18 protein-coding genes and 1 tRNA gene are annotated in these 22,022 nt (G+C 65.1%); 8 read left to right on the forward strand and 11 right to left on the reverse strand.

The window, feature by feature from the left end; genetic code table 11:
* The first annotated feature begins 88 nt into the window (after positions 1-88).
* Positions 89-685: a recombination mediator RecR gene (gene recR / locus E5554_RS08920; protein ID WP_136186580.1), complete on the forward strand. Its 597-nt coding sequence runs from the start codon at positions 89-91 to the stop codon at positions 683-685.
* 911 nt (positions 686-1,596) lie between these two features.
* Here recR and E5554_RS08925 read toward each other — a convergent pair.
* Positions 1,597-1,842: a hypothetical protein gene (locus tag E5554_RS08925; RefSeq protein WP_017500414.1), complete on the reverse strand. Its 246-nt coding sequence runs from the start codon at positions 1,840-1,842 to the stop codon at positions 1,597-1,599.
* 89 nt (positions 1,843-1,931) lie between these two features.
* On the opposite strand from E5554_RS08925, the gene E5554_RS08930 reads away from it, so the two are divergent.
* A complete protein-coding gene (locus E5554_RS08930; protein ID WP_136186581.1) occupies positions 1,932-2,372 on the forward strand; it encodes a thermonuclease family protein in 441 nt (146 codons plus the stop codon).
* Here the strand turns inward: E5554_RS08930 and E5554_RS08935 are convergent.
* Genes E5554_RS08935 through E5554_RS08945 form a run of 3 tightly spaced genes read right to left on the reverse strand, consistent with a single transcriptional unit; the run spans position 2,347 to position 4,190 of the window.
* Positions 2,347-2,904, reverse strand: a complete 558-nt coding sequence (locus E5554_RS08935) for an LptA/OstA family protein (protein WP_004208265.1) — start codon at positions 2,902-2,904, stop codon at positions 2,347-2,349. The two genes, E5554_RS08930 and E5554_RS08935, sit on opposite strands and share 26 nt — an antisense overlap.
* Complete coding sequence (locus E5554_RS08940) at positions 2,904-3,551, reverse strand: hypothetical protein (protein ID WP_004208264.1); 648 nt, start codon at positions 3,549-3,551, stop codon at positions 2,904-2,906. Before E5554_RS08940 ends, E5554_RS08935 begins: the two co-directional genes overlap by 1 nt.
* A 21-nt stretch (positions 3,552-3,572) precedes the next feature.
* The gene (locus tag E5554_RS08945) at positions 3,573-4,190 is read right to left on the reverse strand and encodes a ribonuclease D (RefSeq protein ID WP_010338324.1); all 618 of its coding nucleotides are present in this window, start codon (positions 4,188-4,190) and stop codon (positions 3,573-3,575) included.
* 234 nt (positions 4,191-4,424) lie between these two features.
* Here E5554_RS08945 and E5554_RS23455 point away from each other — a divergent pair, with 234 nt between their 5' ends.
* The 4 genes from E5554_RS23455 to E5554_RS08965 all read left to right on the forward strand — a co-directional run bounded on the left by E5554_RS23455 (position 4,425) and on the right by E5554_RS08965 (position 10,066).
* Entirely contained in the window at positions 4,425-5,258 is an 834-nt protein-coding gene (locus E5554_RS23455) for a cold-shock protein (protein ID WP_097384332.1), read from the forward strand.
* A 383-nt stretch (positions 5,259-5,641) separates the two neighbouring features.
* A complete protein-coding gene (locus E5554_RS08955) occupies positions 5,642-8,050 on the forward strand; it encodes a TonB-dependent receptor (protein WP_136186582.1) in 2,409 nt (802 codons plus the stop codon).
* A 215-nt stretch (positions 8,051-8,265) separates the two neighbouring features.
* The gene (locus tag E5554_RS08960) at positions 8,266-8,586 is read left to right on the forward strand and encodes a hypothetical protein (protein ID WP_069336087.1); all 321 of its coding nucleotides are present in this window, start codon (positions 8,266-8,268) and stop codon (positions 8,584-8,586) included.
* A gap of 31 nt (positions 8,587-8,617) precedes the next feature.
* Positions 8,618-10,066, forward strand: coding sequence for a hypothetical protein (locus E5554_RS08965; RefSeq protein WP_010338328.1), 1,449 nt, complete (start codon positions 8,618-8,620; stop codon positions 10,064-10,066).
* Positions 10,067-10,156: 90 nt separating this feature from the next.
* Here the strand turns inward: E5554_RS08965 and E5554_RS08970 are convergent, their stop codons facing one another.
* The gene (locus E5554_RS08970) at positions 10,157-11,572 is read right to left on the reverse strand and encodes an XRE family transcriptional regulator (protein WP_136186583.1); all 1,416 of its coding nucleotides are present in this window, start codon (positions 11,570-11,572) and stop codon (positions 10,157-10,159) included.
* 140 nt (positions 11,573-11,712) lie between these two features.
* Here E5554_RS08970 and E5554_RS23010 point away from each other — a divergent pair, with 140 nt between their 5' ends.
* Positions 11,713-11,886 (forward strand): hypothetical protein, encoded by a 174-nt coding sequence (locus E5554_RS23010; RefSeq protein ID WP_017500419.1) that lies wholly within the window; start codon positions 11,713-11,715, stop codon positions 11,884-11,886.
* A gap of 134 nt (positions 11,887-12,020) precedes the next feature.
* Here the strand turns inward: E5554_RS23010 and E5554_RS08975 are convergent, their stop codons facing one another.
* The 4 genes from E5554_RS08975 to E5554_RS08990 all read right to left on the reverse strand — a co-directional run bounded on the left by E5554_RS08975 (position 12,021) and on the right by E5554_RS08990 (position 17,682).
* Positions 12,021-13,022: an inorganic phosphate transporter gene (locus tag E5554_RS08975; RefSeq protein WP_004208257.1), complete on the reverse strand. Its 1,002-nt coding sequence runs from the start codon at positions 13,020-13,022 to the stop codon at positions 12,021-12,023.
* Positions 13,023-13,037: 15 nt separating this feature from the next.
* Entirely contained in the window at positions 13,038-14,156 is a 1,119-nt protein-coding gene (locus E5554_RS08980; protein WP_004208255.1) for a DUF47 family protein, read from the reverse strand.
* Positions 14,157-14,320: 164 nt separating this feature from the next.
* Complete coding sequence (locus tag E5554_RS08985) at positions 14,321-16,492, reverse strand: TonB-dependent receptor (RefSeq protein WP_136186584.1); 2,172 nt, start codon at positions 16,490-16,492, stop codon at positions 14,321-14,323.
* 200 nt (positions 16,493-16,692) lie between these two features.
* Positions 16,693-17,682, reverse strand: a complete 990-nt coding sequence (locus tag E5554_RS08990; RefSeq protein WP_168708695.1) for a LysR family transcriptional regulator — start codon at positions 17,680-17,682, stop codon at positions 16,693-16,695.
* A gap of 113 nt (positions 17,683-17,795) precedes the next feature.
* Here E5554_RS08990 and E5554_RS08995 point away from each other — a divergent pair.
* A tRNA-Gly gene (locus E5554_RS08995) sits at positions 17,796-17,869 on the forward strand.
* Positions 17,870-17,941: 72 nt separating this feature from the next.
* Here E5554_RS08995 and E5554_RS09000 read toward each other — a convergent pair.
* Together E5554_RS09000 and E5554_RS09005 are read right to left on the reverse strand one after the other, a co-directional pair.
* Positions 17,942-19,078 (reverse strand): alkaline phosphatase, encoded by a 1,137-nt coding sequence (locus tag E5554_RS09000; protein WP_136186585.1) that lies wholly within the window; start codon positions 19,076-19,078, stop codon positions 17,942-17,944.
* A 14-nt stretch (positions 19,079-19,092) separates the two neighbouring features.
* On the reverse strand, positions 19,093-21,984 hold the full coding sequence (locus E5554_RS09005; protein ID WP_136186586.1) for a TonB-dependent receptor: 2,892 nt from the start codon (positions 21,982-21,984) through the stop codon (positions 19,093-19,095).
* Between the last annotated feature and the right edge of the window lie 38 nt (positions 21,985-22,022).

Genomic DNA, 22,022 nt, shown 5'->3' on the forward strand with positions numbered 1-22,022 from the left:
CACCGCATTTGAAATGCGCCATCGGCGTATTTCCAAGTCCGTCCTCAAAGCTCTTGTCGGAAAGACATGCAACCCCTTATCTCACGATATGGCTTCACCTGAAATCGAGACGCTGACCCAGGCGCTGTCGCGACTGCCCGGCCTTGGCCCCCGTTCGGCGCGCCGCGCGGTGCTGCATCTGCTCAAGAAGCGCGAGGGCGCGCTGGAGCCGCTGCTGCGCGCGCTGGCGGCGGTCAACGAACGGCTGGTCACCTGCCAGACCTGCGGCAATGTCGACACGGTCGATCCCTGCGGCATCTGTGCCGATCCGCGCCGCGACGCGCGGGCGCTGTGCGTGGTGGAGGATGTGGCGGACCTGTGGGCGCTGGACAAGTCGCGCCTTTTCCCCGGTCGCTTCCATGTGCTGGGCGGGCGCCTCTCTGCACTGGAGGGGGTGCGGCCCGAGGATTTGAGCATCGATGCGCTGGTCGCGCGGGTCGAGGTCGGCGGCATCGACGAGGTAGTGCTGGCGATGAACGCCACGCTGGAGGGGCAGACCACCGCCCATTATCTGGCCGAGCGGCTGGAGCGCTTCCCGATCCGCCTGACCCAGCTGGCCCATGGCGTGCCGGTGGGCGGCGAACTCGACTATCTGGACGAGGGTACGCTGGCCCAAGCGCTGCGCGCGCGGCGACCGCTGGGCTGAGGAACGGGCCAAAGGCGGGAACACGCGTCTCCCGAAGTTCACACCGTTATCGGGCTTTCTGGGCGAAATGCGCCGGGAACGCACCTGTGACGCGTCGGCTTTGCGCCGGTGGCGCGTCACCACCCATGGGGTGGAGGTGTCCAATATGCGCCCGCATCGCCCCTGTGACGCGACAATCGCGCTTCTGCCGCGCACCAGGAACGCCCCTATGGCGCGATCACCACGCGTCGATGGCCCGTGCGCAGCGAGCAATGACAGGGGTAGAAGGGCAGGGGGATGATGATCCATCCGGGCAGTAGATCAGACAAGCGGCGTGTAGGACAGGCCGGATGATGGACGGGAAGGGCGGCGGATTTGGGTGTTTCCTGCCATTCCCCTCCCGCAAGCGGGAGGGGCAGCGAGACTTGCGCGCGCAGCGCGTTAGTCGCAGCGGGGTGGGCTTTCGCGATGTCCAACCCACCCCCTCCCCCCCCTCCCGCCTACGGGAGGGGGAACAGGTCCGCTTCTGGTCGGGCAACTTTCCTACCCAGGAGCGGACCGACCGCTATCGGGCAGGCCCGGTGGCGATCGACGGGATGAGCGACGATCAGGGGTGGGAGCAAGACATTCCTCCCCGGCACGGGGAGGGGGACCGCTCGCGTAGCGAGTGGTGGAGGGGCACAGGCCGGATAGCGCATCGCTAAGAGGCACCTGCCCCTCCGTCAGCGCTTCGCGCTGCCACCTCCCCAAGCAAGCTTGGGGAGGAACTGGAAACGTCCGCTTCTGGTCGTTTCTTGCCGGGCAGTTTTCCGCCCACGAACCGAGCGACCGCTCTCGGGGTGGCCTCGCGAACGGCGTCTGGGCTGATATCGCCATCATGCTCCTGGGAAGAACACCCCCGCGCGCGTCCACGCAGAGGCGCCCGTCATGGCTCAGTACTTGGGGATGCTGGGATCCTTGCCGGGATAGGGGCTATCCTCGCTGCCATAAATGCGCGGATAGCACCACGCTGCCGCCTGGTCATAGTTGCCGAAGCCGTCGCGCACATAGCGCGCCTTGCAGGCTTCGTATTCTGCGTCCTGCTCATCGGTGCCTTCGGACGGAATGGTGGTCGGCGGCTGAGCAACCACCGGAGCGGAGACGAATGCAAGCGCAATCAAAATCTTCTTGATTTCCATGTGTTACTCCTGATTCCCCCTGGATCAGAAGCTATCAACAAGGTGTGTCGGCTCAAGCTGGAGTTGAAATCAAACGGATATTGTCATCGATGTTTCTACCCTTCCTCATTTCTATATTCCAACCGCCAACAGTTTGTGTCGCAATCGACGACGACACTCTCAAATGTAGCGAGATTGGCCGCGTCCGACTTCTCGGTATCGACGCGCCGGAACTGCCGGGGCCCTGCCGCAAGGGCCGCAGCTGCGCGCCGGGCGATTCGATCGCCAGCAAGAAGCAGCTGGTAGCGCGCGGGGTGACGATCAGCCCGGTCACGCGCGATCGCTATGGGCGGACGGTTACCCAAGTCTACGCTGGCAACAAGAACCTGGCTTACGAGCAACTTCGGGCCGGCAGGGCGGTTTATGTCGAGAAATGGTCGTTAGCCGCCAAAGCCCGGCATCAAGGACGGAAATCGATAGCCGTTGGACCGCTCGAAACGCGTCGCCCGGCCTGCTGCCCCCGGATCAGTTCTTGCGCTGCGGCACCGTGAAGGTGCCCGACACGCGGCCGCTGGGGCTGGTCGATGTGCCGGCGCCGCCGGTCGAGCGGCCGTCGACCGTGGTGCGGCCGCTGTTGAGGTCCATCACCAGCCGTCCGCCGGTCAGGCGGTTGACGCCCTGGGTCAGCGAGACATTGCCGACCATGGTGATCAGCTTGGCATTGAGGTCATAGATGGCGACATTGCCGCGCGCGGTCTGGTCGGCCTTGGTGATGACGACATTGCCCGACGCGTCGATGCGCTGGATTTCCACGCCATTGCCGGTGTTCGCCGCGCCATTGGGCTGCTGCTTGTAGGCGACGGTCATGCGGGCGGCGTTCAGCGTCATGCCGGCCTGCGTCACTTCGACATTGCCCGATACCACCACCCGGTCGGCGCGGTCCTGCACCTCGATCCGGTCGGCGGTGAAGTTCACCGGCGCATTGCTGTCATGATTTTTGAACACCTGCGCATCGGCGCCGGCGTAGAGGAGGCCGGTCGCGCCCAGCGCAACGGTCGACAGCAGGATGAGGGTGCGTTTCATCACTTTTGCCCTTTGAGGCCATTTTGTTCGATGCGCAAGGTCGCCCGGCCGTTGAGCGTGACCGTGCGTGCATTCATGTCCGCTTCCAGATGATCGCCGCTGAACGTGCCGATCGGGATGCGCCCGTCGACCCGGCCCGCGCTCTTCATCCGTCGCGTCTGCAAATCGATGCCGACGTCGCGGGTGACCAGGCGATATCCGCCGGCCGCCTCGAACTGGACCGGACCGACGATCGCGACTCGCTCGGTCTCCATGTCGTAACGGCCCTTCTGCGCGTTCAGTACCGCCGGCCCTTCGGGCAGCAGGATGCGCGCGGCCATGTCGTTCAGGTCGACGATCGGCTCGCGTGAGCTTTTCTGCACGGCCGAACCGGCCCGCAGCGAGAAGGGCTGGCCCTTGCTGTCCTGCCCGCGATACAGCGCCTCGGACACGCGCATCCGCTCCTTCGCCACCTCGACCTTGTTCTTGTCGAGCACGAAGCTGACCTTGTCGCCGCCAGTGAAAGGGGCCATGGCCAGCAGGGCGGTCAGCACGCCGACCGCCACCGGCAGATAATTTTTGAGCAGGCGCACCAGCTTGTCATGGCTGCCACCCGGCCGGGCCCAATGGCGGCGGACGTTGCGCTGTTGCTCGGCCTGGATGGACATGTCTGCCTGCCGCCCTGTCGCTTACATGTGCGAGAAGATGTCGTTCTCGGGCCAGCCCGCCAGGTCCAGCGCCGCGCGATGGGGCAGGAAGTCGAAACAGGCCTGGGCCAGTTCCATCCGCCCTTCGCGGGTCAGGCGCTTGTCCAGTTCGGTCTTCAGCTGGTGCAGGAAGCGCACGTCGGACGCGGCATAATCCTTCTGCGCGTCGGACAGGTTCGGGCCGCCCCAGTCGCTCGACTGCTGCTGCTTGCTGATGTCCTGGCCCAGCAGTTCGCGGACCAGCTCCTTCAGGCCGTGGCGGTCGGTATAGGTGCGCACCAGCTTCGACGCGATCTTGGTGCAATAGACGGGGGCTGCCACCACGCCCAGATAATGCTGGATCGCGGCGATATCGAATCGGCCGAAATGATAGATCTTGATCCGCTCGGGATCGGCCAGCACCGCCTTCAGGTTCGGCGCGGCATAGTCGCTGCCGGGGTTGAAGCGGACCAGATGCTCATCGCCCTTGCCGTCGCTGATCTGGACGACGCACAGGCGATCGCGCGGGGTGATGAGCCCCATGGTTTCGGTATCGACGGCGATCGGGCCGGGGGCAAGGACGCCCTCGGGCAGATCTTCTTCATGGAAATGGACGGTCATGACTTTTCCCTCTATGGGGAAACGGGCCATATCGCAATCAAGGCTTTGGCAGATAGGGCCTGTAAATCGGCGCTGCGGGCGCTCTTTTTGCCCGATATGCGAAATCATTCGCGCTGCCCGGAAAACTTGATATAGTGATTCCCAAACCGCGACTTTGCGGTGGATTGTGCATGTCATTCGCCCGACATGTTTGTCCAATGTGTCTTGGGGCGAAGCGAAAGTGACTAACAGGGCATGAGTTTTGACAGAGGGCGCCGCGGCGGGCGCGGCAAGGACAAGCGCGACGGTTTCGGCGACGACAATTTCTACGACCAGGGCAGCGGCGGCGGCTTCGGCGGCGGTGGCTTTGGTGACCGCGGCGGCTTCGGTGGCGGCTTCGGCGGTGGTGATCGTGGTCGTGGTGGCTTCGGCGGTGGTGATCGCGGTGGCTTCGGCGGCGGCGGTGGTTTCGGCGGCGGTGGCCGCGGTGGCTTCGGCGGCGGCGGTGGCGGCTTTGGTGGTGGCGGCGGCGGTGGTCGCGGCATGCCGGCCCAGGTCGTTGGCGAAGGCAAGGGTGTCGTCAAGTTCTTCAACGGCCAGAAGGGTTTCGGCTTCATCGTTCGTGACGATGGCGGCGAAGACGTGTTCGTTCACATCAGCGCGGTCGAGCAGGCCGGCCTGACCGGTCTGGCCGAAGGTCAGCCGCTCGGCTTCACCTTGGTGGATCGTGGTGGCAAGGTGTCGGCGACCGATCTGGTCATCGACGGCGAACCGCTCCCCGTGACCGATCGTGCGCCGCCGCGTGAACCGCGCGAACCCCGCGCCGGTGGTTTCGGTGGTGCAGAGCGTGGCCCGCAGCGTCAGCTGACCGGCGAACGCGCCAGCGGCACGGTCAAGTTCTTCAACGCCATGAAGGGCTTCGGCTTCATCCAGCGTGATGACGGCCAGCCGGACGCTTTCGTCCACATCAGCGCTGTCGAACGCGCCGGCATGGGCGCCCTGAACGAGGGTGACCGTCTGGACTTCGAACTGGAAGTCGATCGTCGCGGCAAGTACGCGGCCGTCAATCTCCAGTCCAAGGCCGACTGATCGGCCGTCGCCCGTTCGCCGTACGGGCGACGTGACAGGGATATCGAAGGGGGTCGCCTGCCCGGCGGCCCCTTTTTCGTGTCTGCCGTTCATCTCGATCAGCCGGCAGATCGCTATATATCGTCAAAGCGATGCGCCTTGATGTGGTGCATGAATCGTGAATATCGACGGAAGCGTCCGATGATATTCGGATCAAAGTTGCTGTAAATTCGGCGCTTATGTGCAATTGATCAACATGTTGATTTGCATGTTTTTCCGATAATTATTGGACAATTCGATCGATTTGGCGAATTTGCCTGACCATTAGCCTCGGATCATAATCGTCCCGAATGGAATGAGCCTTGCGGCATTGTCGACAAGGCCTGACCCAATGGGAGGATGATATGAAGCAGGCCCTGATCGGCCGTCTGCTGGCGACTGTCGCTGCCGGCCCGGCCCTGATGCTCGCAACCGCACAGGCGCAGGACGCCGCCGCACCCGTGCCCCAGGCTGACGCCGGGGGAGGGGAGATCATAGTCACCGCCCGCAAGCGTGACGAGCGGCTGATCGACGTGCCGGTTGCCGTATCGGCCCTCTCGACCGACCAGATCGAACGCTATGCCACCACCAGCTTCCAGGCGATCAGCCAGCAGGTGCCGCAACTGGTCATCGCCGAATCGCAGAATCAGGTCGGCGGCTCGATCAACCTGCGCGGTATCGGCGCCGGCATCTCCAACCCCTCGACCGAAACCGCCGTGACCCTGAATTTCGACGGCGTGCCGATCAGCTATGGCAACGCCATCCGCCTCGGCCAGATCGACCTTGGCCGGGTCGAGGTGCTCAAGGGACCGCAGGCGCTCTTCTATGGCAAGAATAGTCCGGGCGGCATCGTCTCGCTCATCTCCCAGGATCCGGGCAAGGATTTCGAGGCGAAGCTGCGCACCGGCTATGAATTCATGGCCGACCAGCGCTTTGTCGAGGCCAGCGCCTCGGTGCCGCTGGCCGACGGCCTCGCCGCCCGCGTCGTCGGCTATTATTCCAAGGAGGATGGCTGGTTCCGCAACGTCGCCGAACCGATCGCCGGCATCACGCCGGGGCGCGGCGCCGACAGCCTCAATTCCGAAGATGTCTTCGTCCGCGGCACGCTCGCCTATGATGCGGGCGGATCGACCCGGATCAAGGCGAAGGTCAATTATGGCCAGCGCGAACGGGACGGCGTCGGCCCCACCGGCCTCAGCCAGATCATCTACTGCCCGGCCGGCGTCAGTCGCTATGGCTCGACCGACTGCACGCTCAACCGCAATTTCTACGACGCCATCCTCGCGCCGGCGACCGCCGCCAGCGATCCCAGCTATGGCGACGGCGTGCCCTTCATGAAGTCGAAGCAGTTCCTCGCCTCGCTCAGCATCGACCAGGATCTGGGCGACGCCCATACCCTGTCCTCGGTCACCGGCTATTACCGTCTGCGCGAACGCTCGGTCGACAGCTTCACCTTCTCCAATAATCCCTATTTCGGCGCGTCCAACGACATCACCGCCAAGGGATTCAGCCAGGAACTGCGCCTCGCGTCCGACTATGACGGGCCATTGAACTTCCTCGTCGGCGGCTTCTTCCAGGATGCCCATTTCCTCACGCGTCAGGCCTTCACCACCAATTTCGGCACGCCCTTCGTGGTCGGATCGACCTATTATGACGTCCATACCAAGGCGACCTCGGTCTTCGGCCAGCTGCGCTACAAGATCGTGGAGCGGCTCGAACTGGCCGTTGGCGGGCGTTATAGCTGGGAAGACAAGTTGTTGACCGGCACCTCGCTCGGCAGCCCGATCCAGATTCTCGGCCCCAAGCAGAATTATACCGATTTCTCGCCCGACGTGACGCTCACCTGGCGCCCCGACAGCGACCGCACCGTCTACGCCGCCTATCGCGAGGGCTTCACCTCGGGTGGCTTCAACACCGTGCCGACGCGGCTGCGCACCGATGCCGACCAGAGCCGCGCCGCGATCGACCTGTCCTATGACCAGATGACCGCGAAGGGCGGCGAGATCGGCACCAAGGGCTATGTCGCCGATCGCCAGATCCTCTACGATCTGGTCGGCTATTATTATAAATATAGCGGGCTCCAGCTGTCGCGATACGACAATGCCTCCTTTACCCAGCTGACCCAGAATGCGGGCGGGGCGGAGATCAAGGGCGCGGAGCTCAGCCTTACCATCCGGCCGCGCACGCTCGCGGGCCTGACGTTCAACACGGCGATCGCCTACAACAACGCCCGCTACACCGATTTCATCGGCGGCTGCTATGCGGGCCAGTCGATTGCCCAGGGCTGCAATCTCAATCCGCTCAACCCCAATCTGCCGCAATCGACCTGGGGCACGGCCGCCAATCCCTATCAGAATCAGGACCAGACCGGCCAACGCCTGTTCCGCGCGCCCGAAATCGCGATCACCGGCGGCTTCACCTATGACCATAGTTTTGCCGACCGGCTGGGCGGATCGCTGTCGGTCGATTTCAATTACAGCAGCGCCTATGTCACCCAGACGGAGGGCAACCCCAGGACGCTGCAGGATGATTATGTCCAGCTCAACGCCGCCCTCTCGATCAATGGCGGCGCGGGCAAGCCCTGGGAATTGTCGCTGATCGGCCGCAATCTCACCAACAAGCTGATCATCGTCGGCGGATCGGTGGTGGGCGCGAGCGCAGCCGGCACCGGCACCAACGCCGTGCGCGAAGGCGACATATTGGGTTCGCTCGGCGCCCCGCGTGCGGTGATGCTGCAACTGACGGTGAAGAGCGGCCTGCTGGGCGGCCGCTGATCATCCCTATGCAAATACTATGAAAACGGGCCGGAGGTCGGCTGGAATTTGACCGACGGGGGCCATTAAGTCCCTTGTCCCATGACCCACCGACCTCCTCCTGCCGCCTCTGCTGATGCCGGGCGGCGCAGCGATCGGCCACGGCTCACCGGACGCCTGTCGATCCGGCCGCGCGCCACCCTGGCTCCTCCGGCACGGCAACGGAGCCGGGCATCATGACCCGGCGCGACCTCGCCTGGCGTGGCCTTGGCCTGCTGCTCGTCGGCGCGGCCACCGGCAGTTCGCTGCTGCATCGCGCCCTGACCCTGGACGGCCCGGCATCGGCGCCGCTCGAAATGGCGCTGGCCCTCGCCAGCTTCAGCTTCGCCAGCCTTGGCATATTGCTGCTCTGCCAGGGCGTGCGCCTGCGCGATGGCTGGCGCCGCGACCTCGACCGGCGCCAGGCGCAGCGCGACGGCCATCGCGATCCCCTGATCCTGGCCGAAGATCGCGCCCCGCTCGCGGCCTTTCTGGCCGCCCGCGCCCGGCGCGACTGACCCCATTCCCATATCCCCAAAGGACAAATTTGTGAGCGAACGCGACCTGCATTTCGTGATCCCGACCTATCGCCTGCGCGACGTCGGCGCGACCGTCGAGGCCTATGACGAAAATTTCGCCCGCAGCGGCCAGACCGCGCCGATCATCGTCTTCGATGATTCCTCGGTCGCCAATCATGACAAATATTTCGGCGCGCTGGAGGCGACCAAGACGGTCAACGACCTCTGGTATGTCGGCCCGGCCGAAAAGGAGCAGTTCGTTTCCTACATCTGCAAGCGGCTGCGCGACCGCAAGCTCGACGTGCTGGTCCGCAACCTCTTCCGCCCCAGCTATGGCGGCAACCGCAACTTCACCCTGATGTATACGCTGGGCGACCTGATGGTCAGCGCCGACGATGACATGCGCCCCTATGCCCTGATCGAGGACAGCCCGGAAACGCTGGGCGAACGGGAAATCAGCCGGGGCAAGACGATTCCGCGCGGCGCCAATGGCCATTGCCGCAAATCCTACGACATCCTCCAGTCCTTCCGCGACATATTGGGCAAGACGGTGGCGGACGCACCGGCCAATTACGACCAGGGCGAACTGGTGATCGACAGCGCCATGGACCTGGAATCCAACAATTCGCTCGGCTTCGCGCGGGAAAACAGCCTGACCCTGCAGGAAGGGCGCTTGCCCCGATCGGCGGTGGTGAAGATGGCGCAGACCTTCCGCACCGGCACCAACGATATCGACGCGGTCGATTTCGTCGACATGTTCCTCGACGATCCGGACGAGGTCGATGCCGAACGGCTCAACGACACCTATGTGCTGGTCAATTTCCGCCCCTGCCTCACCAATCTCAACTGGCGAATGGATTGCGGCGTTGCGGGCTATGACAATCGCACCGGCCTGCCGCCCTTCTTCCCGACGCGCTTGCGGTTCGAGGACTATATCTATCGCCTCTGGATTCAGCAGTCGAACATGGTCTCGGCCCATGTCGATTCCGCCCAGACCCACATCAAGAACAGCTATATGCGCAATCCATTGGCGTCGGAGGTGTTCAACGAGGCGATCTGCGGCCTGCTCAAGCGCAAGATCCGCACCAGCCTCAAGCGCACCGACGAATGGTCGATCGCCTTCGACTATGACGGCGCGGTCAGCCTTCAGGACAGCGAGGAGATATTGGACAGCGCCCGCGCCCTGCATGACCGGGTACTCAAGAGCATGGCCGACGCGCGCACGACCGAGCGGCGCGACGCGCTGGGCCATTTTGCCGCCGGCCTGTCACGCACCTTCTATGATTTCGAGCCGGATTTCTTCCAGCAGAATGTCAGCCGCATGGTCGATGACGAGGTCGGGCTGATCCGCTCCTCGCTCGAAATCTGGCCGACCCTGCTGGAGATCGTCTATTTCAAGCGCCATTGCCGCAACCTGCCGATGCGCCGCGTGAAGAACCGCTCCGCCCGATCGCCCCAACCCAGACCCGTAGCAGCCTGAGGGTTGGCGGCAGGCGCTCCGTTTCCGCCCCCTTCATCCCGGCGACGGTCGGGGCCCCCTCTCAGTGACGGGGGCGGGGCGGAGCGCCTATCATACCCGCCGGAACGGGAAGGGGCTGGCGGTCCGCTCATAGCTGTGCAGGTCCAGCGCGCGCGTCACCGGCGGCAGCGCCCGGTCCGGGCAGTCGCGCCGCTCGCACAGATGACAGGTCGGCCCCACCGTCACCGCATCGTCGCGCTCGGTATCGATGCCATCGGCATGGATGATCCGCCCGGCATGTTTCGCCTCGCATCCCAGCGCAATCACCTGCCGCCCGCGCGCGCCATCGCCGCGGGGCAGGGCGATCGCCAGCGTGAGGAAGCGCCGCTCGTCCAGCGTCTCGATCAGCTGCGGCAGCACGATGTCGGGCGCGTCGGCCGCATGCACGTCCCAGCGCGGACAGGTGCCGCCATAGCGGGCAAAGGGATAGGTCTCGCCATCGAAGCGCTTGGACACGATTCCGGCCCGGTCGATCCGCACCATGAAGAAGGGGATGCCGCGCGCGCCGGTGCGGTTGAGGCTGGTCAGCCGGTGGGCCAGCTGCTCGGTCGACACGCCGAAGCGCGCGCGCAGCAGGGGAAGATCATGCCGGCTTGCCTCCGCTGCCTGGCGGAACCGGTCATAGGGCATGATCAGCGCCGCGGCGGCATAGTTGGTCAGCGCAATGATGGCGAGCCGCCGGCTGTCCTCGTCCGGCGGCGCCGTGCGCGTCACCTGTGCCGCGATCAGGTCGGCCATCTCCTGTGCGCAGAGCTGATAGGCCATGGCGAACAGCCGCCCCGAAGCCGGCAGCCGCTCGCTCAGCATCAGCCGCCGCCGGTGCATGTCATAATGACGCACCGTCCCGGCCAGCACATCGGCGCGCACGATCTGCACCGCCATGCCGTGCCGTTCCTTCAGGCGCGCGCGCAGCCCGGCCTGCAACAGCGCCGGATCTTCCTCCAGCTCTGCGGCGATCCCTTCGGCCGCCGCATCGATTTCGGCGAAATGATTGCCGGCCTTGGCTACCGTCTCGCGCCACCAGTCGACCGGCGCGACCAGCGGGGCAGGGGCGGCGCCGCGCCCGCTCACCTGCATCTGCTCGGGCAGGCGGCGCAGGTCGGCCAGCGCGCGGTAGAAGCGGCCGATCGCTTCGCTGACGCCGGGATAATTTTCCGCGACTTCCAGCACTTCGTCGCGCGCGATGCCGATGTCGCGCACCAGCGCATCGGACAATATCTCGGCCAGGTCGCTCGCCGCGCCATCCTGGCTGCTGGCGGTGAAGTCGCGAATGTCGATGTCATAGGTATTGGCCAGCCGCAGCAACATCTGCGCCGTCAGCGGCCGCTGGTTGCGCTCCAGATGGTTGAGATAGCTGGGCGACACGCCCAGTTCCTCGGCCATGCGCGTCTGGTTCAGTCCCAGTTCGCGGCGCAGTACGCGCAGCTTGGGGCCGAGATAGAGCTTCCGGTCAGTCACGTCTGCCATAAGGTCATATTGTCATGATTTGACAATATGAACAAGTCGCGGCATGACTTGCGGCCACTCATCGCCCTTCCGCTTTGCCCTCGACCTGTCAATATCGCTGTCATCAACCAGCACAGCCACAAGGCAGGAAGGACAGGAAGATGACGACCGATACGATGGAAGCGCCCCAGCCCGCCCGTTCGCGCGCGGTCTTCAGCCAGGAGGATTTCGGCCTGATCCGCACAGCCATCGCCCACTATCTGCGCGAGGTTCAGGACCAGCCGGAATCGGTCAAATATGCCAATCTCTACCACCGCCTCGGCCGCGTGGCGTAAACCCCGTCATTGCGAGGGCCGCAGGCCCGCGGCAATCCATGGATTGCTTCGCTGCGCTCGCAATGACGAAGGTTGAATAGGAAAGGGCGCGGAATCACTCCCGCGCCCTTTTTTCTTGTCTCTGCCCGCTCCGATCAGAACAAACGGGTCAGCCCGTAGAACAGCGCGCCGATCGCGGCCGCCGCCGGCAGGGTCACGACCCAGGCGACGATGATGCTCGACGCGACGTTCCAGCGCACCGCCGACAGCCGGCGCGATGCGCCCACGCCGACGATGGCGCCAGTGATGGTGTGGGTCGTCGATACCGGCACGCCCAGATGGGTGGCCATGAACAGGGTGATCGCGCCGCCCGTTTCCGCGCAGAAGCCCTGCGCCGGGGTCAGGCGGGTGATCTTCGATCCCATGGTGTGGACGATCTTCCAGCCGCCCAGCAACGTGCCCAGGCCCATCGCCGCCTGGCAGCTCAGCACCACCCACATCGGCACATGGAAGCCGCCGGTCAGCAGCCCCTGCGAATAGAGCAGCACCGCGATGATGCCCATCGTCTTCTGCGCGTCATTGCCGCCATGGCCCAGCGAATAGAGCGATGCGGACACCAGCTGCAGCTTGCGGAACACCCGGTCCGCGCCCTGCGGCGTGAACTTGCGGAAGATCCAGCTGATCGCCAGCACCAGCATCAGCGCCAGGAACAGGCCGACGGCGGGGGATATCACGATCGCCGCGCTGGTCTTGAACACGCCGCTCCACACGATCGCCGACAGGCCGGACTTGGCCGTGCCCGCGCCCAGCAGGCCGCCGACCAGCGCATGGCTGGAGGAGGAGGGGATACCCAGACCCCAGGTAATGAGGTTCCAGGCGATCGCCCCCATCAGTGCGCCGAAGATCACCGACGCATCGATGATGTCGGCGCTGACGATGCCCTTGCCCACTGTCTCGGCGACATGCAGGCCAAAGAAGAGGAAGGCGATGAAGTTGAAGAATGCGGCCCAGGCGACCGCATATTGGGGTTTCAGGACCCGCGTCGACACGATGGTCGCGATCGAGTTGGCGGCGTCATGCAGGCCGTTCAGGAAATCGAACAGCAGCGCAACGCCGATCAGCGCGATCAGCAGCGGGAAGGCGAGATGGGCTTCCATATCCGGTCAGGCCTGTCAGGCGTGGTCGATGACCAGGCCGGAAATCTCGTTGGCGACGTCCTCGAACCGGTCCGTCACCTTTTCCAGATGGCTGTAGATTTCGTTGCCGACGATGAAGTCCATCGGGTTGCCGGCGCGGGCTTGCTGGTACAGGGCCTTGAGGCCCGCCTCATGCAATATGTCGGCATGGCCTTCCAGCTTCACCAGTCGTTCGGTCAGTTCGTGCAGCCGCGCCGAATTGATGTTGAGCGAGCGCAGCAGCGGCATCGCTTCCGCCGTGATCCGCGCGCATTCGACGATCAGCGCGCTCATGTCCTGCATCTGCGGCGCGAAATCCTTGACCTCATAGAGCGCGATCGCCTTGGCGGTCTGGTTCATCTGGTCGATCGCGTCGTCCATCACGCCGATCAGGCCGGTGATGGCACTGCGGTCGAACGGGGTGACGAAGATGCGGCGGACGTCCTGCAGCACTTCGCGGATGATGTCGTCCGCCTCATGCTCGCGGTCCGAAATCTCCTTGATATGCGCGTCCATGTCCGGGCCGCCCTTGAGCAGCTTGGCCAGGGCGTCGGCGCCGGCGACCAGGGTCGCGGCATGGTCTTCGAATTGCTCGAAGAAACGCCCCTGCTTGGGCATCAGCGCGTGAAACCAGCGCAGCATTCCAGTCCTTTCACTTTGCTTCTCGCGGATCGACAGCAGCAACCGGAGGAACCAGCCCGGATCGGCGGGCGGTTCGCGGAAAGCCGCGATGATCGATTGCAGTTCGGGTTCGTCGACGGCCTTTGCGGCTTCGGCGACGGAAAACCAGCGCAGCTCGCGCTGCCCTTTTTCGGGCCATTGCGTCAGATGGCCGGTCACGGCAAGCGGAAAAACCTCGACATTCGCCTCGCGCGACTTGCCGCTGCGCTTGCGCTTGTCATAGCTGTATCGGCCGATCGGCGCGGGACAGGCGATGCCATGGATGCCCGCTTCCTCGAACGCCTCGACTTCCGCGGCACGATGGCCGGCCAGCCCCTTGATGCGATTGCCCTTGGGAATCACCCAGCGCCCGGTGTCACGCGACGTGATCAGCAGGATCTGCATCGACCCGTCGATCGGGTCGCTGGTATAGGGGAGAGCGGCAATCTGGCGCATTATCGGCGGCTTACGGGCGACCTGCCCGAATCCTCATGCTCTGCCGCAGCGCGTTCCATCGGCGCTATGTAACGAAAATGTCATTTTTTGCAATCGCTCCCTTCGCCCAGAGGGGCAGGCGAAGGGAGCGACCGGCGCCCCGCTGGGCGAGGCCGGGAGGCGGATCAGATCGAGATGCGCGCCGTCAGGCGGATGTCGCGCCCGGCGAGCGGGGCGAAATCCTTCAGGAAGCTGGCATGGCGCCGGGCTTCCACGTCGAAGATATTGTTGGCCGACAGCATCAGCGTGGTGCGGTCATTGCCGGCCAGCGGCTTGAACGAGATCGATGCGTTGACCATGGTGAAGCCATCGGTCGGCGTTTCGAAATCGGTCACCCGATCCTGCTCGAACACATGTTCCAGCTCGGCGCGGGCGCTCAGCCGTGCGCCCTGCGCCTCGATCCCGCCCAGCAGGCGGAGCGGGGGAATGCGCGGCGCCGGGCCATTGCCCTTGATCGTGGCGCGGACATAGTCGGCGACGCCGTCGATGTTGATCGCATAGCTGCCGACCTGTGCCAGCTTCACCGACGCTTCGGCCTCAAAACCATAATAGCGCGCATCGGCCTGGGCATAGGCATAGCAGGGGAATTCCATCTCGGCCCCGCCATTGGCCGCCTGGCAGACGCTGTCGTCGACCACGCTTTCATAGATGAAGCCGCTGAACCAGTTATGATAGGCGGCCAGGCTGAAGCTGTAGCCATTGCCCGATCCGCGCAGCGTGCCTTCCACGCCCCAGCTCTTTTCCTTGCCGAAATCGGGATTGCCCAGCTCGAACGCCTGGGTGCCGGCATGATTGCCGCGCGCGAACAGTTCCTCGGCCGACGGCGCACGCTCGCTGCGCGACAGGTTCAGGCCCACGCGCCAGCCCGGCATGATCGTCTGGCTGATGCCCAGCGATCCGGACAGGGTGTTGAAGCTGCGCTGGCTGGCCTCGGCAAACAGGTCGGCATCCGGGTCCGACTGCAGCTTGGTATGTTCATAGCGCGCGCCCGCTTCCAGGCGCGTGTCGCCCAGGTCCAGCGACTGCAGCGTGAACAGGCCGAACTGGTCGGTTTGGTTCTTGGGCAGGAATTTCTCTTCGCCATCGGCCTGGAAACGGCGGGTGAAATACTGCGCGCCCGATGCGCCCTGCCAGCCATTGCGGTCGGCCTGGACGAATTCCAGTCGGCTTTCCATCGACTGGTTCTTGAAGGTGGTGCCGATCTCGCCCGACGGTTCGATTTCCTGATGCTGGTAATCGGCCCAGCCCGCGCGCAGGCGGATGCTGTCGAGGAAGCCGCCATTGACCGCGACCTCGCCGCGCAGGTCGGCGCGGGTCTGCTTCATCGCCAGCGTCACATTCTCGTGGCTGTGACCCTCTTCCTCATGATCGTGGTCATGATCGTGATCATGGTCATGGTCATGCTCATCTTCCACCTCCAGACGCGACGGCACGCCATAGGTGTTCTCGCTGTGCGAGATCGACATGCCCAGATTGCCGCCATCGCCGATATAGGCAAAGCCGCCGGCCACTTCCCACACTTCCGCCGCGGTATTGGCCAGCTTGCCCTTCAGCCGCGCATTGTCCTGGATTTCCTCCTCGTCGGAGGCGGCGGCGATCTCGCGCATCGCCTTGGACAGGATATAGCCGCCGGTGCGCAGATTGTCGGTCTTGCTGTAGCTGCCATCGACATGGACGACGAAATTCTCGGTCAGCGGCACCTCGATCTCGCCCGAACCGCTGCGTTCGTTGGCGGCGCTGCCATAGGTGCCGATCGCGTCGATATGGATCGCCTCGTCCGGCACGCGGCGCGGGATGCGGCTGTCGATCACATTGACCACGCCGCCGATCGCCGACGATCCATAGAGCAGGGCGGACGGGCCGCGCAGCACCTCGATCCGGTCGGCGGTCAGCGGGTTGATCGCGACGGCATGGTCGACCGAGGTGTTGGACACATCGAAGCTGCCGATGCCGTCGGTCAGGATGCGGACACGCTCGCCTTGGAAGCCGCGCAGGATCGGGCGCGATGCGTTGGGGCCAAAGGAGGTGGCGGACACGCCGGGCTGGCGCGCCAGCGTCTCGCCGATGGTCGGGCGCAGGCTGCGGGTCAGTTCCTCGCCGGTGACGATCGAGGTGCCGGACAATATGTCGCCCTGGCTGCGGGGGATCAGGGCGGTGACGACGATGTCGCTGCGCGGGTCATGATAGCTGCCATCGGCCTGGGTTTCGGCGGGGGCTGCGGTCTGGGCGGCGGCGGGCCAGGCCAGGCAAAGGGCCGTGAGGGCACAGCCGGCGCGCAGCGACGGGGAACGAAGCATCAGGCTTTTTATCCTTGCAGAATATGTGGGTCGGCCTCCGCGTATCGGTCATGATACATCATATCAATATACGATCGGCGAAATGAAGGCCGTTTCTGCCGCATTCACCACCAACTGTTGCATTTTTGCACGGCATGGCGCGCAGCATATTACCCGCCGCCAAGACGGATCAGCCGCACAATCCCGCCATCATTTACTGGTCAGAGGAAGAAGAAATCCGCCAGCGCCTGCACGCCGGGGCGCGACAGCGATCGTTCGTTGACGGTCTGGCGCACCTCGATCGCGGGCAATGGCACGTCCAGCGCCAGCCGGCGAATGCCGCTCATCCGCCCCAGGTCGCGCGCCATCGGGCCAAAGGCCGCAAAACAGCCCGCGCCTTCACGCAGCGCGGTGATGATGTCGAACATATTGTCGGTTTCCAGCATCACCGGGCCCAGTCGGGCGCCGCCGCGCGCCAGCGCCGCGTCGATGATCGGGCGTAGCCCGTTGCGCGGATCGACCGCCAGTTGCGGCGTGATGGTCAGGTCGCCGCGCGACACGCTGCCCGCGCGCGCCAGCGGATGGTCGGCCCCGGCATAGAGATTGACCTGTTCCGACCAGCCATAGCGCGACGGCAGGCCGGCCGGCTCCTCCAGCGCGTAGAAATAGGCGATGTCGGCGCGCAGCGATTCGATCGCCCGCGCCGCCTCGACCGCCGACTGGACGCTCAGGTCCAGGGTGATGGCGATATCGTCATTTGCCGCTTCGAACGCGGTCAGTGCATCCTGGAAATGGCCGAACACCGGCGCCGGCGTCGCCAGGATGATGGCGCGATTGGCGGGCGGTGGCGCGGCCGGCAGCGACGGCAATTGCGCATCCGCATCCAGCAGCAATTCCGGCAGCGCGGGCGGCGGGGCCCGCGATGGATCAGGTTGCGGGGTAGGGGCGGGCGTGGCTTCCTCTACCCAATCCTCGGGATCGTCCTGCGCCAGCAGGGTCATGGCCTGCGCCGTGCGTCGCCCCGCGGGGGTCAGCCGCGCCGCGCCGCGAATATCGTCGAACAGGCGATAGCCCAGCCGCATTTCCAGCGACGCCATGTCGCGCTCGATCACGGCGGATGAAACGCCCAGCGCCTGGGCGCAGCGCGTGAGGCTGCCCGCGGCCACCATCTGCGCGAAAATGTCGAGTTGGCGCAGGGACGGGTTGGTCATGGCCGAGCGATAGAACAAAGACGAGGCCGGGTTAAGAGGCGTTCTCACGCATTTACCATCAATGCGCTGTTGACGAGCCCCGGTGAATGATGGCAGGGCGCGTCACCTGACGGGCGGGTATAGCTCAATGGTAGAGCACTAGCCTTCCAAGCTTGTGATGCGGGTTCGATCCCCGCTACCCGCTCCAGTCCGTCATCCCCGACATATCAGCGGCACCGCAGCTTGATCCGCAGGATCGGAGCGGGTGCCGCTGCGGCGTTCAATCCTCCTTCGTCCAGCCCATTGCCTTCAGCATCACGTCGAACAGGCGGGTGTTGGCGAAGAAGCCATGGACCTGATCGGCGCCCGGCCCGGCGGCGGCGGCGATCACTTCCTCGCCGGTGTGACTGTCCTCGACGCCGATGATCGCATTGCTGGCGACCGTTGCCCCCGGCTTGGCGGCGGCGGCTGCATATTGCTGGGCCATCGGCGCGTTGCGCTTGCCGCTGGTCATGCGCAGGCCGAAACTATGGTCGGCGGTGAACAGGATCAGCGTATCCTTGCCCGCGATCGCGCTCACCCGGCGGATCATCTCGTCCATCTCGATCACATGCTTCAGGCCATTTTCCGGCTTGTCGGTGTGCATGTCCCATTCGACCATCAGGAAATAGCCCTTGGGATTGCGCGCCAGCTGGCCGATCGTCGCCTCGACCGCCGGGATCGGCGCATAGTCGGCATCGCGCAGCACCGCCGCCCGGCCGCTATCCTTCACCAGTGCCGGATCGTCCCCGAACCGATAGCCCGCCTTGGCGAAGGCCGCTTGCGGGGTGGTGCCATCCTTGGCGAAGGATGCGACCGCATCGGCCTGTCCCTTGCCGATCAATATGTCGACGCCATTGCCGAAGCGGGGCGTCAGCATCTGGCGGAAGATCTGGTCCTTGTCCTTGCGCGTGGCGACATGGGCGAAGCAGGCGGCCGGCGTCGCGTCCCAGATCGGCATGTTGGTGACGACGCCGGTCGAAAGCCCGCGCTGCTCGGCATATTCCAGGAAGCTCTTGACCGGGGTGATCGCGCCATCGGTCGCCGGCAACGCGGAGATCATGCCGCTGTTGGTCTTGTGCCCGGTCATGATCGCGCTCATGCCCGCCGCCGAATCCGTCACCCAATTATCGAGCGCCGACGTGTCGGACAGGCCGACATGGGGCATGGACTGGATGAACAGCGACTGCGGCCGGTCATGCGCCATGATGCCCGCAGCGTTCAGCGTCGGCACGCCGCCGGCATCGCCCAGGAACAGGATGATGTTGCGCGCCCGTTGTGGCGTGGCCCCATCCTTTGCCTTGTCCTGGGCCTGCGCCGGAGCGGCGGCGAGCATTGCGCCCGCCGCCAGCATGATCCCGATCGATCGCATCGTCATTGCCGTCCTTCCGTTCAGAAACGGGCCCGCACGCCGGCCATCAGCGTGGTGCCATAATCGGTGTAGCCCGCGAAGCGATCGTCCCGGACATATTGCCACTGGACGCCGCTGGCCACGTTGATGCCCTGCACCACGAATGTGACATTGGGCGTGACCTTGTAGGAAATGTCGAAGTCCAGGCTGCCGAACGCCGCGTCGTTATTGGCGGCCAGCCCCGCGCCGCCGACGTCGCGCAGCACCTTGCCGCGCCAGCTATAGCTGGCCCGCGCGCCGACCGGTCCCTTTTCGTAGAAGGCGGTCAGGTTGAAGCTGTCGCCGGCCACGTCGGTCAGGTCGTCGCGGAAGGTGGTGCCGTCGGACAGGGCATAGGTGCCCTTGCTCTTGGTATGGGTGTAATTGGCCTGGAAACCCAGGCCGTCGAACGGCGCCGGCAGCATCTTGAACAGTTGCTGATAAGCGATCTCGATCCCCGCGACATAGGCATTGCCGCCATTTTGCGGCGCGGTCAGGCGATAGATCTGGCCATCCAGGTCGAAATTGCGGGTCTGCTGGAAGACGAAGGTCGTGATGTCCTTGTAGAAGGCGCCACCGATCAGCGCGCTGCCTGGCGCGAAATACCATTCGACCGTGCCGTCATATTGCCAGGCCTCGAACGGCCGCAGTTCGGGATTGCCGCCCACCGCCGTCAGCACGGTCGGGTTGGAATTGATCGTCAGGCGCGGCGCCAGGTCGGCCAGCGACGGCCGGGTGATGACCTTGGACGCGGCCAGATGCATCTGCAGGTTCGACGTGAACTCCGCGACCAGATTGAGCGAGGGAAGAAAATTCCCGTAATTGCGCTCATAGCTGACCGGCAGCGCCGCGCTGCCATTGTCGGCATAGCCCGACGATGTCTGGCGGGTATGGGCGTAGCGCAGGCCCGCGTCGCCGCGGATGGTCATGCCGCCCAGCGGCAAGCTGAACTCCGCCATGCCATAGCCGCCGATGATCCGTTCATCGATGGCATAGCTGTTGCGCCGGTCGCCACGGGTCAGCGGCGCGTCGAGCAAGGCCTCCTTGCCGGTCGCCGCGTCCCAGAAACGGTCGGGATCGGGCATGACCCAGTTCGTCGGCAGGTTGCCGCCCACGCCGCTCAGGAAATCGTCGACCGGGAAGGCCTCGAAATAGCTGTCGTCGAAGCGCTGGCCGGCGATGCCGCTGGTGAAGTTGATGTCGCGGCGATTATAGGTGCGGTCGCGCATTTCATATTTGGCGCCGAAGCGCAGCGCCTGCACCACACCACTCAGCTCGCGCGTCACGTCGAAGGTCGCAGCCCGCTGGCGATCGAGCGAGTCATTGACGCGATACTCGATCCGGCGACCGGGCAAGGTGGTCGATTCCGTCAGGTCGGCGGTCAGGAACTCCAGGTTCGGCAACCGCTCGCCCACCTTGCCATAGTCGAACGCGACCTGGCCGACGCTGCCGAGCAGGCGGGTGCGATAGATGGGCGTGGGCGTATTGGAATAGGCCCGGCCCAGGCTCGCATCGGCGGCCAGCGTCCAGCCATTGGCGGACCATTTGGCGTTCGCGCCGATCAGCCAATTCTCATATTCCAGCCGCGACGTCTCGCGCCCGATCTGGGTCGATGTAGTGACGGTCGCGGCGGTCAGCACGCCATTTTCTATCACCGCCGTGCCCGGCACGATCGCGCCCGGCGTGGTCGCGGAAAAATCGGTCGAATAGGTCAGCTCGTCATAATCGATGTTGAGCCGGCTCCACAGGCCGTCGACATTCAGCTCGAACCGGTCGTCGGGCTTCCACTGGATCGCGCCATTGAGGCCGATGCGGTTGCGGTTCTCGCGCTCCAGCGTCGGGCGCGTGCTGGTCGGCACCAATATGGTGTCGCTGTCCAGCGTGCCGTCGCCATCCGCATCGATCCGCCCGTCGGCCCAGCCGACGCCGGTGACACGGTCCTGCCGCGTGGTGCGCTCGTCATAGACCGCCGCGATCAGCGCGCCGAACGTGCCCTCTTCATTGACCCAGCTGGCCATGCCCGACAGGCGCGGATCGACCGTGTCGGCCAGGCGCGGCGAACTGGCGGTGGCCGACAGCGCCAGCACCGGCTTCTTGAGGTCGATCGGACGGAAGGTCTGCAGGTTCACGATCCCGCCGATCCCGCCCTCGGCCAGGTCCGCGCGCGGGCTCTTGATGACTTCCACTGCCGACATGAGTTCGGACGGCAGCGTGTCGAAACGGAACTGGCGCCCGCTCTGGCCGCTGTCGCGCACATTCTCGTTCACCGCGGCCGACCGGCCATTCAGCGTAACGACCTGGAAATTGGCGCCCAGGCCGCGGATGCGGACAAACACGCCTTCGCCGCGATCGCGCACGATCGACACGCCCGGCACCCGCTGCAGCGCTTCGGCGATGTTCTGGGCGGGGAATTTGCCGATATCCTCGGCCTTCACCACGTCGACGACATTGGTCGCCTTGCGCTTTTCGGCCAGCGCGCCGGACAGGCTGGCGGCATAGCCGGTGACGATGATGTCGGGCGCGACTTCCACGCCGCCGCTGGCCACCGTCTCCTGCGGCGCGGCCGGCGCCGCCACGATCAGCAGCGCGCCATTGCCCTGCCGCCGCACCGCCAGCGGCTTGCCCTGGATCAGCCGCTCGACCGCCGCCATCGCGTCCATCCGGCCGCTCAGCGACGGGCCGCTCATCCCGGCCACCAGTTGCGGCGCGAACAAGATGTCGGTGCCGGTCTGGCGGGCCAGCGCCTCCAGCGCGGTTCCCAGCGGCTGCGCGGCGATCTGGACGGTCGCCTGGCGCTGCTGCGCCTGGGCCGGAACCGCGCAGAAGGCGGCAAGAGCGGCGCCCAGCACCAGAGAGCGGCGCAAAGTGCGCGAAGAAGAAACGGTCACGATCATCCCCCGTGGACAGCGGCAGAAGGCGCCGCGCCTCCCCG

This window comes from Sphingobium sp. PAMC28499 (assembly GCF_004795815.1).
Classification (GTDB): domain Bacteria; phylum Pseudomonadota; class Alphaproteobacteria; order Sphingomonadales; family Sphingomonadaceae; genus Sphingobium; species Sphingobium yanoikuyae.

What these genes read in the sequence shown, in the direction of transcription:
- recR (WP_136186580.1), top strand. Translation starts at nt 89, where the DNA reads ATGGCTTCACCTGAAATCGAGACGCTGACCCAGGCGCTGTCGCGACTG.
- E5554_RS08925 (WP_017500414.1), bottom strand. Translation starts at nt 1,842, where the DNA reads ATGGAAATCAAGAAGATTTTGATTGCGCTTGCATTCGTCTCCGCTCCG.
- E5554_RS08930 (WP_136186581.1), top strand. Translation starts at nt 1,932, where the DNA reads ATGTTTCTACCCTTCCTCATTTCTATATTCCAACCGCCAACAGTTTGT.
- E5554_RS08935 (WP_004208265.1), bottom strand. Translation starts at nt 2,904, where the DNA reads ATGAAACGCACCCTCATCCTGCTGTCGACCGTTGCGCTGGGCGCGACC.
- E5554_RS08940 (WP_004208264.1), bottom strand. Translation starts at nt 3,551, where the DNA reads ATGTCCATCCAGGCCGAGCAACAGCGCAACGTCCGCCGCCATTGGGCC.
- E5554_RS08945 (WP_010338324.1), bottom strand. Translation starts at nt 4,190, where the DNA reads ATGACCGTCCATTTCCATGAAGAAGATCTGCCCGAGGGCGTCCTTGCC.
- E5554_RS23455 (WP_097384332.1), top strand. Translation starts at nt 4,425, where the DNA reads ATGAGTTTTGACAGAGGGCGCCGCGGCGGGCGCGGCAAGGACAAGCGC.
- E5554_RS08955 (WP_136186582.1), top strand. Translation starts at nt 5,642, where the DNA reads ATGAAGCAGGCCCTGATCGGCCGTCTGCTGGCGACTGTCGCTGCCGGC.
- E5554_RS08960 (WP_069336087.1), top strand. Translation starts at nt 8,266, where the DNA reads ATGACCCGGCGCGACCTCGCCTGGCGTGGCCTTGGCCTGCTGCTCGTC.
- E5554_RS08970 (WP_136186583.1), bottom strand. Translation starts at nt 11,572, where the DNA reads ATGGCAGACGTGACTGACCGGAAGCTCTATCTCGGCCCCAAGCTGCGC.
- E5554_RS23010 (WP_017500419.1), top strand. Translation starts at nt 11,713, where the DNA reads ATGACGACCGATACGATGGAAGCGCCCCAGCCCGCCCGTTCGCGCGCG.
- E5554_RS08975 (WP_004208257.1), bottom strand. Translation starts at nt 13,022, where the DNA reads ATGGAAGCCCATCTCGCCTTCCCGCTGCTGATCGCGCTGATCGGCGTT.
- E5554_RS08980 (WP_004208255.1), bottom strand. Translation starts at nt 14,156, where the DNA reads ATGCGCCAGATTGCCGCTCTCCCCTATACCAGCGACCCGATCGACGGG.
- E5554_RS08985 (WP_136186584.1), bottom strand. Translation starts at nt 16,492, where the DNA reads ATGCTTCGTTCCCCGTCGCTGCGCGCCGGCTGTGCCCTCACGGCCCTT.
- E5554_RS08990 (WP_168708695.1), bottom strand. Translation starts at nt 17,682, where the DNA reads ATGACCAACCCGTCCCTGCGCCAACTCGACATTTTCGCGCAGATGGTG.
- E5554_RS09000 (WP_136186585.1), bottom strand. Translation starts at nt 19,078, where the DNA reads ATGACGATGCGATCGATCGGGATCATGCTGGCGGCGGGCGCAATGCTC.
- E5554_RS09005 (WP_136186586.1), bottom strand. Translation starts at nt 21,984, where the DNA reads ATGATCGTGACCGTTTCTTCTTCGCGCACTTTGCGCCGCTCTCTGGTG.